Below are 16,232 nucleotides of genomic sequence, written 5' to 3' on the forward strand. Positions count from 1 at the left end.
CCTATGCGCTACCAACCAGTGAAATAAGGTGTGCGATCACTTGGTTTGCAGTGACACCTTCAGCTTGTGCGTGGTAGCTACGAAGTAGGCGGTGACGCAGCACAGGGTATGCCATCGCTTGAACGTCTTGTGGCGTTACATAATCGCGGCCAGCAAGCCATGCGTGAGCACGCGCGCAGCGATCCAAAGCAATAGTTGCGCGTGGGCTGACACCCATATCTAACCATTGATCAAGTTGATCGCTGTATTGCTTGGGTTGGCGAGTCGCCATAACCAGTCTGATGATGTATTGCTCAATGGTGTCTGCCATATGAATGTTGAGCACTTCTTGGCGCGCTTCAAAGATCGTTTGCTGAGATATCTGTTGTGGCTGAATAGATTCGTCACCTTGAGCTTCGCCTCGGTTCAGGCGCAAGATCTCCAGCTCGCTTTCCATATCTGGGTATTCAACTTCTAGGTGAAGTAAGAAACGGTCTAACTGAGCTTCCGGCAGCGGATAAGTCCCTTCTTGTTCAATCGGGTTCTGTGTTGCCATGACCAAAAAAAGTTCAGGCAGAGCATAGGTTTTTCGACCTGCAGTGACCTGTTTCTCTGCCATTGCTTCTAGCATAGCCGCTTGTACTTTCGCCGGAGCACGGTTGATCTCATCCGCTAGAATGAGTGAGTTAAAAATCGGGCCAGATTGGAAGGTAAACTCTCCTGTCTCTGGCCGGAAAATGTCGGTACCCGTTAAGTCAGCAGGCAGTAAGTCAGGGGTAAATTGAATGCGGTGAAAGTCGCCCTCGACACAGTCTGCCAGTGATTTTACCGCACGGGTCTTTGCTAACCCGGGAGGCCCTTCGACTAGGATGTGACCATCCGCCAGCAGGGCGATCATCAGTTGTTTCACTAGTTCTTGTTGACCAATGATTTGAGACTCTAAATAGCTTTGAAGGACTTCGAAATTTGTTTTGTGCATTTTGGACTCTCTGGGTATCCATTTGATTTTTATTTTGAGTATTAGTCACTGATTTGTTGGAAAAAGTTCCAGTACATTTGCGGAATTTATTTTTCCAAAATTAGAGTGGTTTAAGCGCGGTTAGCTAAAATACCGTTAGCAATGATTTTTATCATATCAATCGCTTTTTATATACTAAAGCTCAAAAAAGTGCATCGTTGTGTGAGTTAGGTGAAATCTAAAGTTCAGATTAGAAATTCATAACAAAAATCATTATATTTGCCTTGGTTATCATAACTTAAGAATAAGCGGAGCCTGTTGTTACATCATATTTGCAAATTTTTGCGAGAATCCTCTCTAGTTTTATAGGCATTGGCCGATATATTGCTCAGGTTGTGCATTGCTTGTTGGAGTGCACTAAACAAGTCCTGTTCAGGGTATACCAATAACGAGCGATTCTTTTAAAGGTCCAAATATGTTGAAAACTAACTCTCTGAGTATCAAACAAAAAGTTGTACTTGGAATTACCTTTGCGGTTCTTGCATCGACAGTGATTGTTGGTGCGATGGCCCAGCAACAAGCAAGAGATGTATTGAGTCATCGATTGATCGATATTGAGCTTCCAGGGATGCTAGAGCGAATCAATGGTGAAGTTGATCGCGAAGTCTCTCAGCTGTTGTTGGCGGCGGAACAAATTGCTTCAAATGAATTTGTTTCTGATGCTATCGAATCGACCGATCGCGATGCAGCATTAGAGAATAAGCTGGTTAAACAACTGAATAATGTTCGTAACCAATATCAGTTGAACGATGCCTCGGTAGCTAACCGCGAAACGGCTTACTACTGGAATCAAGATGGTTTTTTACGTCAACTTAATCAACAGCAAGATGACTGGTTCTTTGGCTTTACACAATCTGGTCAGAAGACAATGGTCAGTATGTTCCAAGAAGCCAATGGTGATGTGAAAATGTTCGCTAACTACCAACAGCCTTCAGGTTTGGCAATGTCTGGCTTATCAAAATCGATGGATGACATGGTTAGCCTACTTAACAGTTTTAAGATTGAAGATACAGGTTTTGTGTTTTTAACGGATAGTCAAGGTGACGTACAAATTCACCGCGAACGTTCTCGTAGTGATTCTTCACTCCAACAACTTTACGGTTCTCAATCAAGCCAATTATTGAACAAGTCGGGTTTCAACCTGATTACCACTGAAAGCCAGGGACAAGAGCTGTTCGTTGCGAGTTTATACGTGTCGTCAATGGACTGGTTTGTTGTTGGCGTAGTACCAACCGATGAAGTCTTTGCTGAGCTCGATGCTACCGCGCAAAAGATGCTGATCATGACTGCTATCGTTGCTTTAGTCTTTATCCTAATGGGCGTAGTGCTAGCAAACAGCATTACTCAACCGATTAAGCTGTTGGCTAAGCGTTTTGGTGATCTTGGTGAAGGTGATGGCGATCTTGCACAGCGTATTGAAGTGAAAGGCAATGATGAAATTGCACAGCTTTCTGCTGGCTTTAATGGATTCATTGAAAAAATCCATGAGTCGATGAAAGAGGTATGCTCAACCAGTCAAGCACTTCAAGTGGCGGCGGAGAGCGTTTCTAACAAAGCACATATCACTCATGACAACAGCCAAGAGCAGCGCGACCAAACCCTTCAAGTGGTTGCTGCTATTAACCAAATGGGCATGACCATCAGTGAGATTGCATCAAATGCAGCAACAGCAGCAGAAACAGCCACGCAAGCTTCGGGCAATACTGAAGTGGGTCGTTCTGTTGTGAACAAAGCAAAAGACGCGATTAGCCGTTTAGCTCAAGACATTGAAAGTACAGGTCAAGTGGTTGAGCAGCTTGCTTCAACAACGCAAGACATTGGCTCTATTCTGGGTGTTATCCGTGATATTTCAGAGCAAACTAACTTACTTGCACTGAACGCAGCGATTGAAGCAGCCCGTGCGGGTGAGCAAGGTCGTGGTTTTGCCGTGGTAGCAGATGAAGTACGAAACCTAGCAAGTCGTACTGCAGATTCAACGGAAGAGATTCAGAAGATGATCAACCAATTGCAAAGCGATGCGAAAGATGCGGTAACTGCAATGAGTGCAGGCAAGGTTATTACTCTTGAGGGTGTATCTGCATCGGATGAAGCGGTAGACGTGCTGGGTGGTATCTCAGACCGTATCGTTGATATTACCGACCGCAACACGCAAGTTGCTACGGCAACGGAAGAGCAATCGACTGTGGTTCACACCATCAACCAGAACATTGAAGAGATCAATGCGATCAACGAAGTGACGACGGGCACTGCTGAGCAACTTGCAGAAGCGAGCCAAGAGCTTCGCGACCTTTCTTCTCGTCTAGATAAGATGGTTGGCTCATTCAAGCTTTAATGCCTTTAAGCTTTCATACTGTAGGTCATAGCATGGCTTAGATAGTTACATAGACGAAGAGCTGGATTCATTTAATCGTGACTCCAGCTCTTTTTATTTACGGGCTTGTTTTCTTCTAACTGGCCTTAGCTTGATCTGGTTTCGGGCTTTAAACTCAATCACCCTAGCATCACAGGGCGTAAATGAGTAAAATCTGATTAGGTTTAATATTTAGGTAAGTATCATGAGCGATTTTGAAAAAGAACTAGAGCAGATGACTCAAGAGATGGGCGATGAGCCCGAAGTGAAACTGCCATCACTTGAAGAGCAAAAAGCGATCGTTGCTGAATTTAAGCGACTAGAAGCGGAAGGCGAGCTAACACCTGAAGTGTTAGAAAAGCATTTTGGCCAGTTCAATAAAAAAAGTGATACGCCAATCCACTAAGCTCAAAACAAACCATAGTGCTTAAAGTATCTGGTTGTGCTGAAGCTCAAATTAAACAGATAAAGGTCTAGCACATGCTAGACCTTTTTTATTGCCGTGATCAAAAACCGCCTATTCAATGAAAGAGAAATGAGTTTTAGAAAATGAAAAAATCCCCCTTGTACTAAGTAAGAGGGATTTGATATGGGCAAGTTATATCTTAAAAGGCGAACTGGTTAATCTGTACCGTACTCTTTGTACAAACGACGACATCCGCGGCCATCGCTGTGGAACAGGTGACAACGGTGTGCTGGGATACCAATCGCCAACTTGTCACCTGATTCGATTGTTAACGTGTCTGGCTGGCGATAGATAACGTCAGCATCGGCACTTTCAAGGTTTAGGTAAACCTGAGTTTCGTTACCTAGCTTCTCAACCATCATCACTTCAGCTTCAATTGTCGCATCACCTGATTCAGCAGACATCAAGTGTTCAGGACGAACACCCAGAGACATACGGTCACCAGCATTAACGGTTGTACCATCAACAGGGATCCAGAAAGTCATGCCGTTTGAAAGCTGTACCAATACGCGTTCTGCTTCAGCCTGTTCAATGTGTACAGACATAAAGTTCATCTTCGGCGAACCAATAAAACCAGCAACGAAACGGTTTTGAGGGTAGTGATAAAGGTCTAGCGGCTTACCTACTTGAGATACGGAACCACCGTCAAGAACAACGATCTTATCTGCCATTGTCATCGCTTCGACTTGATCGTGGGTCACGTAAATCATGGTACAACCAAGTTGACGTTGCAGCTTAGTGATTTGCGAACGCATTTGAACACGTAGTGCAGCATCAAGGTTTGATAGCGGCTCATCAAGTAGGAATACGTTTGGTTGAGAAACCAGAGTACGACCAATCGCAACACGTTGACGTTGACCACCAGAAAGTGCTTTAGGTTGGCGCTCTAGTAAGTGACCAAGCTGAAGAATCTCAGCAGCATGTTCAACACGCTTATCAATTTCGGCTTTGTTAGCGTTTGCTAGCTTCAGGCCAAAAGACATGTTGTCGTAAAGGTTTAGGTGAGGGTAAAGCGCGTAAGACTGAAACACCATACCTACGCCACGTTTGGAAGGTTCAACGTCATTCATGCGTTGGTCACCAATGTACAAATCACCAGACGTAATGTCCTCTAGACCTGCGATACAGCGTAATAGCGTCGATTTACCACAACCTGATGGTCCCACGAATACTACGAACTCACCTTCGTTGATGTCTAAGGTTACGTCCTTAGAAATCTGTACATCACCATATGATTTATAAACGTTTTTTAACGTGACATTCGCCATCTAGCTAGTCCTCGATCGATCAAATTTTAAGTTTTACTGCTTATCATTATAAGAAATTTTTGGGTCAGCAGTAACTGTAGGAATTGGTAAGTATTGAATGAGTAAGAAAAAAGTGGGTGAGACTTGGATTCTGTAACCAAGCCCACCCGTCATAGCCAAACTGGTGCCTATTTCCCCCACATCCAGCTAAATCTCCCCCGTGATTCAATCACAGATTTAGCTCGATGCTTAATAAAGACACCAGCGGGCAGTGAAGCCAACTAAATGAACAATGCTTAAACGCATAACATCTGCTGGTAAAGGGTTCTTACTATCCACTCTTGGATGAATGCAGTTTCGGTGAATTGGTGCAATCGTACATCCTCCCAATGAAAATTTAACGAGGGGGAGTAGGAGGGGAGGAGTAGATAAATGAGGTTATTGATAATAGCCGATCCAGTTCAAATAAATCCACGGCATAACGGTGACTGTGATCACGATGAGTATGTGTTTTGTGATTTTAGTCTCTAATCTGACCGGATGATGATCACGAAATTAAGCCATAATAGCTAGGGCGTAGTGGCTAGGATGATGAGTTAAAGTCTATTTTCTCAGATCATAAGCGCTGAAAACTGGCTCGTCTTGGTTGATGTGCCCTACGTATAAATATAAAAAGGATATTCACATGAAAAACGCTCTAAGCGCTGTAGCTCTAGGTACATTAGTTGCTCTGGGTTCTTTTGGTGCAAATGCTGCTATCGAAGAAGGACAACTAACAATCTGGGTAGGTGGTGACAAAGCTTATGAAGGCATGGCTGAAGTAGGTAAACGCTTCGAAGAAGATACTGGTGTTAAAGTAACAGTGGCTTTCCCTGACAAACTAGAAGAGAAATTCTCTCAAGTTGCAGCAGCTGGTGATGGCCCAGACATGATCTTCTACGCACATGACCGTTTTGGCGGCTATGCAGAAGCAGGGCTTCTTGTTGATATTAAACCTTCTAAAGAAACGAAAGAAGGTATCGTAGATTTCGCATGGGACGCTGTTTCATACGAAGGTAAAACAATCGCATACCCTGTAGCGGTTGAGTCAGTTTCTCTAATTTATAACAAAGCGCTTGTTCCTAACCCACCTAAGTCTTGGGAAGAAATTCCAGCACTTGATGCTGAGCTTCAAAAAGATGGCAAAAAAGCGATCATGTGGCCTCTACGTGGCGGCGCTTACTTCACATGGCCTCTACTTGCAGCTGACGGTGGTTACGCATTCAAACAGACTGCAGAAGGTTATGATATTAAAGATGCGGGCGTAGCGACTGACGGTGTTCAGAAGTCTCTAGGTTTCATCGAGAAGATGGTACAAGACAAAGTTATCTCTGCAGACATGGATTACTCAGTTGCTGAGTCTGAATTTGTAGCGGGTAACGTTGCAATGACAATCAACGGCCCTTGGGGTTGGGAAAACATCAAGAAAGCTGGCGTAGATTACGGCGTAACAACTTTACCTAAGTTCAACGGTAAAGCGTCTAAACCTTTCGTTGGTGTATGGGCGGGTGGTATCAGCACGGCGTCTCCAAACCGCGACCTAGCTGTTGAATTCATGGAAAACTACCTACTAACAGATGAAGGTATGAAGAGCCTGAACGACGACAAGCCACTAGGCGCTGTTGCTCTTAACTCTTTCCAACGTCAACTAGACAGCGATACTCGTATTGCAGCAACAATGGACAACGCGATGAACGGTGAAATCATGCCTAACATCCCTCAGTTCACAACATTCTGGTACAGCATGGAAGAAGCGATCGGCAACGTAGTTGACGGCCGTCAATCAGTAGACCAAGCACTAAAAGCTGCTGAAGGTCGTATGGTTAAGTAACACCTAAGCACTACCTTTTAAGGAGGGGGTAACCTCTCCTTACTTTTCTATTTTTTATCTATATCGCTAGCAGGTTCCTCTATGCAGTCAGTTCAAGGTACAGATGCTATCCCAGCACCATCAAGCCTTCCAGGCAGTAAAAGCGTCTTCATCAAATGGGGGTTGCTTGGTAGCGTTGGCTTAATAAACGGCTACGCTACAATTCTTATGTATTCTCGCGGTGAGCTCGCTTTTGCGCTGCTTACAGTGATCTTAACGGCTTTGGCACTTTACATTTTTGGCAGCAAAAAAACTTACGCCCACCGTTATATTTACCCAGGTATTGCCGGAATGATCTTGTTCATTCTTTTCCCTTTGGCATACACCGTAGGGCTTGCGTTTACTAACTACAGCGCGAAAAACCAGCTTTCTCTGGAGCGTACTCAAACCGTTCTTTTAGACCGTTCTTTCCAAAGCGGTGAGAGTTACCCATTTACTTTGTACAAAACAGGTGATGGTCACCAGATCGTCGTAAAAGATGGCGACCAGCTGTTAGCGACTGATGTATTTTCTCTAGACAATATGACATCGTCAGAGATGGACCTATTTGTCATCGAATCTGCGCAAGGTGAGAAAGAGAAGATCAAGGCGATCATCCAAAACCGAGCAGCGATCAGTGGTGTTGATTTTAATTTACCAAACGGTGATGACATCCGAATGAGCGGCTTACGTAAGTTTGCTTCTGTTGCTCCGCTTTACACGCTACAAGACGATCAAGAAACGTTAATCAACAATGAAACGGGTGAAGTTCTCAAGCCAAATATGGATGTGGGTTTCTACCAGCCTGTTGATGCAAACGGTGAGTTTACAGGTAATACAATCTCTCCAGGTTTTGTAGTTAGCATTGGTACGCATAACTTTGAACGTGTTTGGAAAGATGATGGTATTAAAGAACCATTCATCAGCATCTTTATTTGGACGGTGATCTTCTCGGTATGTACCGTAGCGTTCACACTTGTTATCGGGCTTGTACTTGCGAACATCGTGCAATGGGAAGAGCTGAAAGGTCGTTCTATCTATCGTGTTTTACTGATTCTGCCTTACGCCGTACCCGCGTTCATCTCGATTCTTATCTTTAAGGGTCTATTCAACCAAAGCTTTGGTGAGATCAACATGGTGCTCGAGAATATATTCGGCTTAAGCCCGAACTGGTTCTCAGACCCTATCTTAGCGAAAACCATGGTGTTGATGGTTAATACATGGCTAGGTTTCCCTTACATGATGATTCTATGTATGGGTCTGCTTAAAGCGATTCCTGATGATTTATACGAAGCGTCAGCAATCGATGGTGCGAACTTCCTTGATAACTTCAAGCGCATTACGTTCCCATTGATGATTAAGCCGCTAACACCGCTATTGATTGCAGCGTTTGCGTTTAACTTCAACAACTTCGTAATGATTCAACTATTGACGAATGGTGGACCGAATATGATTGGCACTTCTGAGCCAGCGGGTTACACAGACTTGCTTGTAAGCTACACGTACCGAATTGCATTCGAAGGTGGCGGCGGTCAAGACTTTGGTCTAGCAAGTGCAATCGCAACGCTTATATTCCTATTGGTTGGTGCACTCGCGTTACTCAACCTTCGTTTCACTAAACTGTCTCAAGATTAAGGAGCACGACAATGGCTATGGTACAAGGTAAAGGCCTTAAATACCGAGTGTGGGCAACGCATGCAGTGTTGTGGTGCTTCTTGGCAATGATTATCTTCCCGCTATTGATGATCATCGCGATCTCGTTCCGTGAAGGTAACTTCGCAACCGGTAGTTTGATTCCAGATAACCCATCATTGGAGCACTGGAAGCTAGCATTGGGTATGTCAGTGGTGAACGCAGATGGCTCGGTAACGCCGCCTCCATTCCCAGTACTAACTTGGTTATGGAACTCAGTTAAAGTAGCGGGTGTGACATCGATTTTAATCGTGGCACTGTCAACGACATCGGCTTACGCATTTGCTCGTATGCGCTTCAAAGGTAAAGAAACTATCCTGAAAGCGATGATGATTTTTCAAATGTTCCCAGCAGTACTGGCTCTTGTGGCTATCTACGCGCTGTTCGACAAACTTGGTCAATACATTCCGTTCTTAGGCTTGAACACACACGGTGGTCTAATCTTCTCTTACCTAGGTGGTATCGCACTGCACGTATGGACGATTAAGGGTTACTTTGAAACGATTGATAACTCTCTGGAAGAGGCTGCAGCCCTTGATGGTGCAACGCCTTGGCAAGCATTCAGACTGGTTCTACTACCGCTGTCTGTGCCAATCCTAGCGGTTGTGTTTATCCTATCTTTCATCGCGACAGTGGGTGAGGTGCCAGTAGCGTCTATCCTACTTACAGATGTGAACTCTTACACACTAGCAGTAGGTATGCAGCAGTACCTATACCCTCAGAACTACCTATGGGGTGACTTTGCGGCAGCGGCTGTACTTTCAGCACTTCCGATTACTATCGTGTTCTTACTTGCTCAACGTTGGTTAGTTGGCGGTTTGACGGCAGGTGGTGTAAAAGGATAAGCTGTAGCCTATAAGAAAGAAAAGAGCGACCTTTAGGTCGCTCTATATTGGCATTTTTATTACATCATTTGGTTTGGCCGCCGATCAGTAATAAAAATAACCCTCAGGTTACGCATAGCTGGCTGCTAATCAGGTTCCTTACGCTATTAATGATTAGTGGTTTTTGTAACTCTAACCCAGGTATTTACTTGGGTTTTTTTATGCCTGCTACTTTTTGCTTTTTATGTCAGCTTTACTCGTCAAAGCTTCGAGTCATCTCTCTTCCAACTCTTTCCTACTTCAATCTTCTTACTTGAAAAATGAACGAGTCTCACAAATCAGGCTCATCAGTATAAGGAGCTGTTGTTATATTGACATATTACTAATAATCCAATGCGTGATACTTCAATTATTTGCATGCAACGAATCCCTAGGTTGCATAGAAAGTGTGTATAGAGACGGAAGGCAGTTGTGAATCTTAAGGAGTTATAATTCAGGGTTATGGAATGGAGCTAAAGCAATAGTGAATGGCTAATGGCCGAAACTCAGCGCTCAGGCCAACTTAAGATTGATAGTCATAGAATATGAACTTTGAGCTTTCGAAGCTAAAACTCTCGACTCGAAGGCGCGCAACCCAAATGTTGCAACAACACATAGATGCTTTCTTGATCGAGTGCTACGCGACGAAATAAATCCGCAAACGTTGGGTCACCGCCGAAACAAGTCTGGATATAGTGGTTAATTTCACTGTTGTCGTAGCCTTCGACGTACAACGTTCTAACCCATTGATACTCAACCGCCTTCAAGTTGTTCAGTGTAGCTTCGCTAAGAGTAGGGGGTGTCACGCTCAAGTTTGGCTCCGGGGAAATAAAATACAATCTATTATGAGTGGTGGTATTTAATCAGAGCAAAATGACGACTTTATTACAGTCAAAATAAATCAGTGAACCAGCGTTAAATCATTCCAACCTTTGGCTGAATATCACGTTTTATCGACAACATTGAATTTGTAGCGGTTTTATTTGTGTGGGGTATTAGATACAAAAATGCCAAGCATGTGCTTGGCATTTTAATAAATCTATGTAGGGTAGCATGACCTTATTTGAGGTACCTCACGTGCGCTTCCATCTCTTCGCCAATTTGTTTTCGCATTTTCATTAGGCGAATAGCAGAATCTCTTAACTCGATGTCTTCTGGTGTTTCAGGGACCCATTCAGGCACTTTAGTTGGAGTGCCATTTTCATCTACAGCCACCATTATAACAATACAGTGAGTCGTCAGGCGGTTGTTAAGGTCTTTTGGATCGCTCGCTTGAACGTCTATTGCAATATGCATTGAAGATGACCCCGTGTAGATTACCTTCGCGCTGACCTCCACCAAGTTGCCTACATGGATTGGTGCGACAAATCGAATACCGCCGGCATAGGCCGTTATACAATACTTACCACTCCACCCTGCAGAACAGGCATAAGCCGCTAAATCGACCCATTTCATTACTGCTCCCCCATGAACCTTACCACCAAAGTTCACGTCCCCAGGCTCAGCTAAAAAACGCAGTATAACGTCTCGTTTACCATTTTTTTGGCTATTGTTACTGCTCATCTATCTTCCTTCATTATTATTGTTCTGCATAACATGCTTGTTACTTGCTAGTAACAATATACTTAAGATGACATAAATTAAAGCGGATAATTTCACGGTTAAGACTATTTTTTCAAACAGATGACAAACCGGTGAATATTGATGTCTATTGGGATGGGAGGCGAGAGGTAAACGCTAGGTGGCTATCTTGTGAGTAAGCTGAGAAGAAGAAAAAACACCTAGCGCGATGCTAGGTGTTTTTAAGCCGTTAGATACTCATATTGGTACCTTTTTATATTTGCCAACTAACCGCTGTTTGTCTGGTTTAGTTTAAATGATTCTAGCTTATTTACCACTAAAGTGGTAGTCAGGTTGTTTTGTTAATCAGCTCATCTTTTACTCTTTTGCAAAGTATAGATCCTTTACGTGAGTTTTGCCTTTCGGAATATTGATTGGTAATTACTTATTTACACTTGGTACTAACTTCAATCTTGTAAAGGTATTCATGTTAAAAGTACATTAAGTGATTTCTTAATTACGTTACACGTTCAAGTTGATTCTCCCACCTTGTGAACTTGTTGCAAAAGCTCACTGTGGCTAACGGAGCAGGTACTGAGGAAATGTCGATGAAAGTGTTTTCACTAATCTAACCGAGCTAAAACGAGCTTAGCTTTGTTGTGGCAAAGGCGCTTCAAGTATCGGTTTTCTTTTAATTTGCGCGAGAATAACACCAGAGATCACCATCACACCGCCAATGATATGGAATTGATTAATCTCTTCACCTAACCATGTAGCAGCCAGTACAATCGCGACAACAGGCATTAAGTTCATAAACATCGCACTGGAATCTGCTCCTATGGTGTCAATCGCCTTCACCCACATCCATGGCGCGAGAATAGAAGCAGCAACCGCAGCGTAAGCTATGAGCGGGATGGCTTGCTGTGATGGTATTAGTTGCTTACTTGTCAACCAAAGTGGAGTCAACATCGCTACGGCAAACAAACCTTGAACATAAATCACAACTCCGCTGCTAACTGGCATTTTCCAACGTTTTAGCAAAACACAATAAGAAGCGTAAACGAGTGCTGCAATCAGCATGTACCCATCACCTTGAGTGAGTTCTTGGTGAATGAAGAACAGAGGGTCTCCTTTACCAAGCATGAGTGCCAAACCCGACAATGACAATACACCACCAATAATACTTAAGCGAGAAATCGATTTGTGTAGCAAAGGAACGCTCAAGAAGACACTGAACAATGGTACCAAAGAAGTGATCAATGCCATGTTAGAAGCGGTTGTCGTTAAACCCGCGTAATAACCCAGAGATTGGTTCATCGCCATGCCTAAAAAGCCAAGGAAAGCAAGCTTAGGTAGGTTAGGTTTGATTATTGCCCATTGTTTTATCACTGAACGTATACAAAAAGGAGTAAGGATTAACATCGCGATGAACCAGCGGTAAAAACTCATTGCACTAGGTTCAATGGCGCTTGCTGCAAGTTTATTGACGATTGCATTTGCGCCCCATATACAGACCGTAAAAAATGGTAAGAGGTAATACATGTTAGTTCCGTTGCAAATGATTTGATGTGGCTAGTTTGACAGGTCGTTATACTTATAGATATCTTTAAAAAGACATCAGGCGCGATAGGAAGACAAGATTGAAAAAACACTCGAGAAACCTTCACCCATCCTTATCAATTGATAAGGCACCATCCAACGTATTTATGAATTTCGAAGCGTTCTTATCGAACACCGAAACTCGTGTACATAGCCACCCTTGGGGACAAGTGCAGTTGATTAGCGGTGGAATTCTTGAAATGGAAGCTGAAAATACTCGCTTCCTAGCACCACCACATTTAGCTATTTGGGTACCTGCTGGGGTGACGCACTGTAGTTACAACCGTAAGCCATTGGACTACTGTTCACTGAACATCGCTCGTGAGTTAACTCATCACTTGCCTGAAAAAACAAGCTTAATAACAATCACTCCCATTGTGTCTTCGATCATTGATGACTTTCGTCAGAGAAGCATCAATATTGCTGAGAGCGAGCAAGACCAAAGACTAATCCAAGTCTTACTGGATCAATTGGCTGAGCGTCAGGTTGAGCATCATTTTTTACCATCGACAGACAACAAATACTTAGCGCCGATCCTATCCGCTATAGAAGAAAACCCGACTGATGATATTTCCTTAAAAGATTGGGCAGAAAAAGTACACACGACAGAGCGTACTTTGTCACGACACTGCCAGAGTGAGTTAGGGATGAGTTTTACGGAGTGGCGATTGAGAGTACGCTACTTGTACTCTATGGATTTGTTGAGAAACGGCCAATCAGTCAAAGAAGTAGCACTAACTTTAGGTTATAACCAAGCGAGCCCGTTCATTTCAATGTTCAAAAAGTATTCGGGAAGTACCCCTGAACAATATAAGAACCGGTTGTTGTAATTCACTTATCTCGCTAAAACTGTATATTTTTCTGCTTTCTTTGATATTGAAGTATGCGTAACATAATTTTGCGTCATCACTTCGTATACTAATAGTTCATCGACATCTTCGAGCGATTCACCTAGGCGGGTATGGTGAAAACTATCGGTATTCTGTTTCTGAACGATTTCGGCATTTGGTCTTGAGATTGGGGTGTTTGGTATACATCTACCCTCAATAACTGAAATCTGTGATGTGCAAGTCAAGCCGCCACGTTATTGAGGGTTATGTTCATCAATTCTCACAACTACATAGCCAATACAAAATCTAATCTAGATTTGGGTAGATATAGCTTCCTCGTTTTTTGTAGTCTAAGATTGAAATTATACGATAAGTTACTGCAGGGCTTTAAAAATGAAAGGGATTATAGTTGCTGTGATTGCCACCTTAATCTGTGGATGGTCGAGTTTTGCTGCAAGCAGAACAATCCAAACAGGCCATATTCCCAAGGTAAAAATTGCCGTTTCTTTAACTCCGCTTAGTACACCTTTGTTTATAGCAGAAAGATTGGGCTTTTTCGTTGATAACGATATCGATGTCGAACTCATCCCATGCGAAGGTGGCGTAAATTGCGCAAATTTACTTCAAAATAATGCTGTGGACTATGCGACGGCGTCTGGAACTGTTGCTCTATTTAATCAGCATCAATACAATAATATATTAATACTTTCAAGCTTCGTTACTTCGAGCAATGATATAAAACTACTGACCCTTGATCAATTGAAGATAAATAGCCTTCAAGAATTATCAGGGAAAAAAGTTGGAATTATTAAATCAAGTGCCAGCGAACTGTATTTTGATTTTCTCTTAATATCAAATGCACTTCAGGAGCTCGATGTTGAAAGAGTATATCTTGAACCTCATGAAATGGTACCCGCTTTACTTTCTTTTCAAGTTGATGCCATATCCGTCTGGGAGCCATATGGATATAAAGCTTCGTTATTATCGACGACGCCTGTCATTGATTTAGGATTAAAGGGTATTTATCAACTTTCTTTCAATTTACTCGCAAAATCGCCTAGAACCATATTAAGCTCGACAGATAAAGAAATTTTATCTGCAATTTACCAAGCTACTCAATGGGTTGAAAAGCATCCTAGTGAAAGTATTTCGTTGATCTCAAATGAATTAGGAGTTGACCCTCAGCAGGTTAAGTGGGCGTGGGGGGATTACATATTTGAATTAACTAACGGTTATACTTTGCTTTCAAATCTACAGCTACAAGCGAGGTGGGCCTCAGAGAGAAAAATAATAGAAGGAGAGCCCATAGACGTTAGGTCATTTATTGACAATACCGCGTATATTGATCTTCAAACAAGTGGAGTCATTGAATGATTCATTCTTTAATATTTAAGATGAAAATTTTACTCGGTATTAGCGTGGTGATGGCTTTTTCGACGGCATGGTTGCTTTATGACCTCTACAACAGCCATATCGTTGCTACTAATAACCAAAACCAGCTTGTTAAGCTTCAAAGGGAAGTCAGTTCTCTACAAGGGCAATTATGGCTATTCTTAGAGTATCAAGACAATAAGAGTTATAATAACTTAGTTAATCAGCAGGCCAAGTTTTCTCTTGGTATAGAAGAATCTAATATCCCAAAACCTCAAATAAAAAAAATCAAATTGCTAAATACCCAACTTGAAGAATTGATAGAGCAAGACAAGAAGTTTCAAATAGTTGTAAAAAATTCGATTCGAGATTCAAACTCCCTGATGCAAAGGCGTGCATTACTAAACGCTCGATATAACATGTTAATACAAAACATACATGAACACTTAGCGACCCAGCAAAAAAGAGAGTTATTACAAACGGAGAAGAGGACCGAAAATACAATCATTGATATTACGCGAGTACTCGCTCTGTTTTTTTTCGCTATCACAGCAATCTCTTACCGTTTGCTTAGAAAGTTCCGGACAGGATCGACAGCTATATCTGAAGGGATAATGAAGATCAAGGCTCGCGATTTTTCTCATCGGATAGAATGTACCAATATTGACCTAGAATTTAGTTCTTTAGGTGAAGCTTTCAACACCATGAGTGAAGAATTAGAGCAAAATGTAGTGACAAAATCTGTATTGGAAAATGAAGTTAATAAACAAACACTAGAGCTTAAACGGCAAAAGGTTGCACTGGAATATTTGTCTGGTCACGATTCCTTAACCGGAGTGATGAATCGACGTTCCTTTGAAGAGAACCTTAAGGCGATGATATCAAGAGCCCAACGAACGGGAAGAATTATAGGAGTTCTGTTTATAGATTTGGATAAATTCAAATCTATAAATGATAATCACGGACACCGAATTGGTGATCAAGTTTTAGTTAAGGTAGCCGAACGCTTGCGAGAAAATACTCGATGTACCGATCTTGTCAGTCGATACGGAGGTGATGAATTTGTTATTGGTTTAGATTTGCTTGATGATAAAGAGTCAGTCTTAGACAAAAAAACACAATTAGTTAGCGCTATAATGCGAACAGTTTCTATTGAAAGTAATGATTACCAAGTGGGTGCAAGTATCGGTATATCCTACTATCCCGATGACGGTGATAGCTACGAGCAACTTATTAATTCAGCTGATAAGGCCATGTATGTAGCGAAAAATAAAAAATTGGACTCTGCTTTATTGAAAAGTTATCAAGTCAATAACAAAGTAGTGTAGTTAGCTAACCACTGGATCGTTCATTAAGTCATGCATTTAAT

At 42.4% G+C, this 16,232-nt stretch carries 13 protein-coding genes; 8 read left to right on the top strand and 5 right to left on the bottom strand.

Annotated features, from left to right (window positions below):
- Position 1: 1 nt before the first annotated feature.
- Positions 2–958 (bottom strand): AAA family ATPase, encoded by a 957-nt coding sequence (locus OCV24_RS17010; protein WP_137007584.1) that lies wholly within the window; start codon positions 956–958, stop codon positions 2–4.
- A gap of 454 nt (positions 959–1,412) precedes the next feature.
- Between OCV24_RS17010 and OCV24_RS17015 the strand changes: the two genes are divergently transcribed.
- On the top strand, positions 1,413–3,329 hold the full coding sequence (locus OCV24_RS17015) for a methyl-accepting chemotaxis protein (protein ID WP_017057909.1): 1,917 nt from the start codon (positions 1,413–1,415) through the stop codon (positions 3,327–3,329).
- 223 nt (positions 3,330–3,552) lie between these two features.
- Complete coding sequence (locus OCV24_RS17020) at positions 3,553–3,753, top strand: restriction endonuclease subunit S domain-containing protein (RefSeq protein ID WP_150877477.1); 201 nt, start codon at positions 3,553–3,555, stop codon at positions 3,751–3,753.
- Positions 3,754–3,968: 215 nt separating this feature from the next.
- Here the strand turns inward: OCV24_RS17020 and malK are convergent, their stop codons facing one another.
- A complete protein-coding gene (gene malK / locus OCV24_RS17025; RefSeq protein ID WP_077681294.1) occupies positions 3,969–5,081 on the bottom strand; it encodes a maltose/maltodextrin ABC transporter ATP-binding protein MalK in 1,113 nt (370 codons plus the stop codon).
- A gap of 664 nt (positions 5,082–5,745) precedes the next feature.
- Here malK and malE point away from each other — a divergent pair.
- From malE to malG, 3 genes are all read left to right on the top strand, one after another.
- Positions 5,746–6,930 (top strand): maltose/maltodextrin ABC transporter substrate-binding protein MalE, encoded by a 1,185-nt coding sequence (malE, locus tag OCV24_RS17030; protein ID WP_017057912.1) that lies wholly within the window; start codon positions 5,746–5,748, stop codon positions 6,928–6,930.
- 81 nt (positions 6,931–7,011) lie between these two features.
- Positions 7,012–8,583, top strand: a complete 1,572-nt coding sequence (gene malF, locus OCV24_RS17035) for a maltose ABC transporter permease MalF (RefSeq protein WP_150877475.1) — start codon at positions 7,012–7,014, stop codon at positions 8,581–8,583.
- Between the two features lie 11 nt (positions 8,584–8,594).
- A complete protein-coding gene (gene malG / locus OCV24_RS17040) occupies positions 8,595–9,485 on the top strand; it encodes a maltose ABC transporter permease MalG (protein ID WP_046223169.1) in 891 nt (296 codons plus the stop codon).
- A gap of 584 nt (positions 9,486–10,069) precedes the next feature.
- Here malG and OCV24_RS17045 read toward each other — a convergent pair.
- The 3 genes from OCV24_RS17045 to OCV24_RS17055 all read right to left on the bottom strand — a co-directional run bounded on the left by OCV24_RS17045 (position 10,070) and on the right by OCV24_RS17055 (position 12,605).
- Positions 10,070–10,315: a hypothetical protein gene (locus OCV24_RS17045; protein WP_017057915.1), complete on the bottom strand. Its 246-nt coding sequence runs from the start codon at positions 10,313–10,315 to the stop codon at positions 10,070–10,072.
- A gap of 247 nt (positions 10,316–10,562) precedes the next feature.
- Positions 10,563–11,066 carry an acyl-CoA thioesterase gene (locus tag OCV24_RS17050; RefSeq protein WP_046223168.1) on the bottom strand — a complete coding sequence of 168 codons (504 nt, stop codon included), beginning with the start codon at positions 11,064–11,066 and terminating at the stop codon, positions 10,563–10,565.
- Positions 11,067–11,711: 645 nt separating this feature from the next.
- Positions 11,712–12,605, bottom strand: a complete 894-nt coding sequence (locus OCV24_RS17055) for a DMT family transporter (protein ID WP_017057917.1) — start codon at positions 12,603–12,605, stop codon at positions 11,712–11,714.
- Between the two features lie 98 nt (positions 12,606–12,703).
- On the opposite strand from OCV24_RS17055, the gene OCV24_RS17060 reads away from it, so the two are divergent.
- The 3 genes from OCV24_RS17060 (at position 12,704) to OCV24_RS17070 (ending at position 16,191) form a co-directional block, all read left to right on the top strand.
- Positions 12,704–13,492, top strand: a complete 789-nt coding sequence (locus OCV24_RS17060) for an AraC family transcriptional regulator (protein ID WP_029627205.1) — start codon at positions 12,704–12,706, stop codon at positions 13,490–13,492.
- Positions 13,493–13,885: 393 nt separating this feature from the next.
- Entirely contained in the window at positions 13,886–14,866 is a 981-nt protein-coding gene (locus OCV24_RS17065) for an ABC transporter substrate-binding protein (RefSeq protein ID WP_077681297.1), read from the top strand.
- The gene (locus tag OCV24_RS17070; RefSeq protein ID WP_150877473.1) at positions 14,863–16,191 is read left to right on the top strand and encodes a GGDEF domain-containing protein; all 1,329 of its coding nucleotides are present in this window, start codon (positions 14,863–14,865) and stop codon (positions 16,189–16,191) included. The genes OCV24_RS17065 and OCV24_RS17070 overlap by 4 nt, the downstream gene beginning before the upstream one ends.
- The last annotated feature ends 41 nt before the right edge of the window (positions 16,192–16,232 follow it).

Origin of the sequence: Vibrio kanaloae (assembly GCF_024347535.1) — a bacterium.
Lineage (GTDB): Bacteria > Pseudomonadota > Gammaproteobacteria > Enterobacterales > Vibrionaceae > Vibrio > Vibrio kanaloae.

Excerpts from the sequence above, each read along its gene's own strand:
- OCV24_RS17010 (WP_137007584.1), bottom strand. The coding sequence starts at position 958 with ATGCACAAAACAAATTTCGAAGTCCTTCAAAGCTATTTAGAGTCTCAA.
- OCV24_RS17015 (WP_017057909.1), top strand. The coding sequence starts at position 1,413 with ATGTTGAAAACTAACTCTCTGAGTATCAAACAAAAAGTTGTACTTGGA.
- OCV24_RS17020 (WP_150877477.1), top strand. The coding sequence starts at position 3,553 with ATGAGCGATTTTGAAAAAGAACTAGAGCAGATGACTCAAGAGATGGGC.
- malK (WP_077681294.1), bottom strand. The coding sequence starts at position 5,081 with ATGGCGAATGTCACGTTAAAAAACGTTTATAAATCATATGGTGATGTA.
- malE (WP_017057912.1), top strand. The coding sequence starts at position 5,746 with ATGAAAAACGCTCTAAGCGCTGTAGCTCTAGGTACATTAGTTGCTCTG.
- malF (WP_150877475.1), top strand. The coding sequence starts at position 7,012 with ATGCAGTCAGTTCAAGGTACAGATGCTATCCCAGCACCATCAAGCCTT.
- malG (WP_046223169.1), top strand. The coding sequence starts at position 8,595 with ATGGCTATGGTACAAGGTAAAGGCCTTAAATACCGAGTGTGGGCAACG.
- OCV24_RS17050 (WP_046223168.1), bottom strand. The coding sequence starts at position 11,066 with ATGAGCAGTAACAATAGCCAAAAAAATGGTAAACGAGACGTTATACTG.
- OCV24_RS17055 (WP_017057917.1), bottom strand. The coding sequence starts at position 12,605 with ATGTATTACCTCTTACCATTTTTTACGGTCTGTATATGGGGCGCAAAT.
- OCV24_RS17065 (WP_077681297.1), top strand. The coding sequence starts at position 13,886 with ATGAAAGGGATTATAGTTGCTGTGATTGCCACCTTAATCTGTGGATGG.
- OCV24_RS17070 (WP_150877473.1), top strand. The coding sequence starts at position 14,863 with ATGATTCATTCTTTAATATTTAAGATGAAAATTTTACTCGGTATTAGC.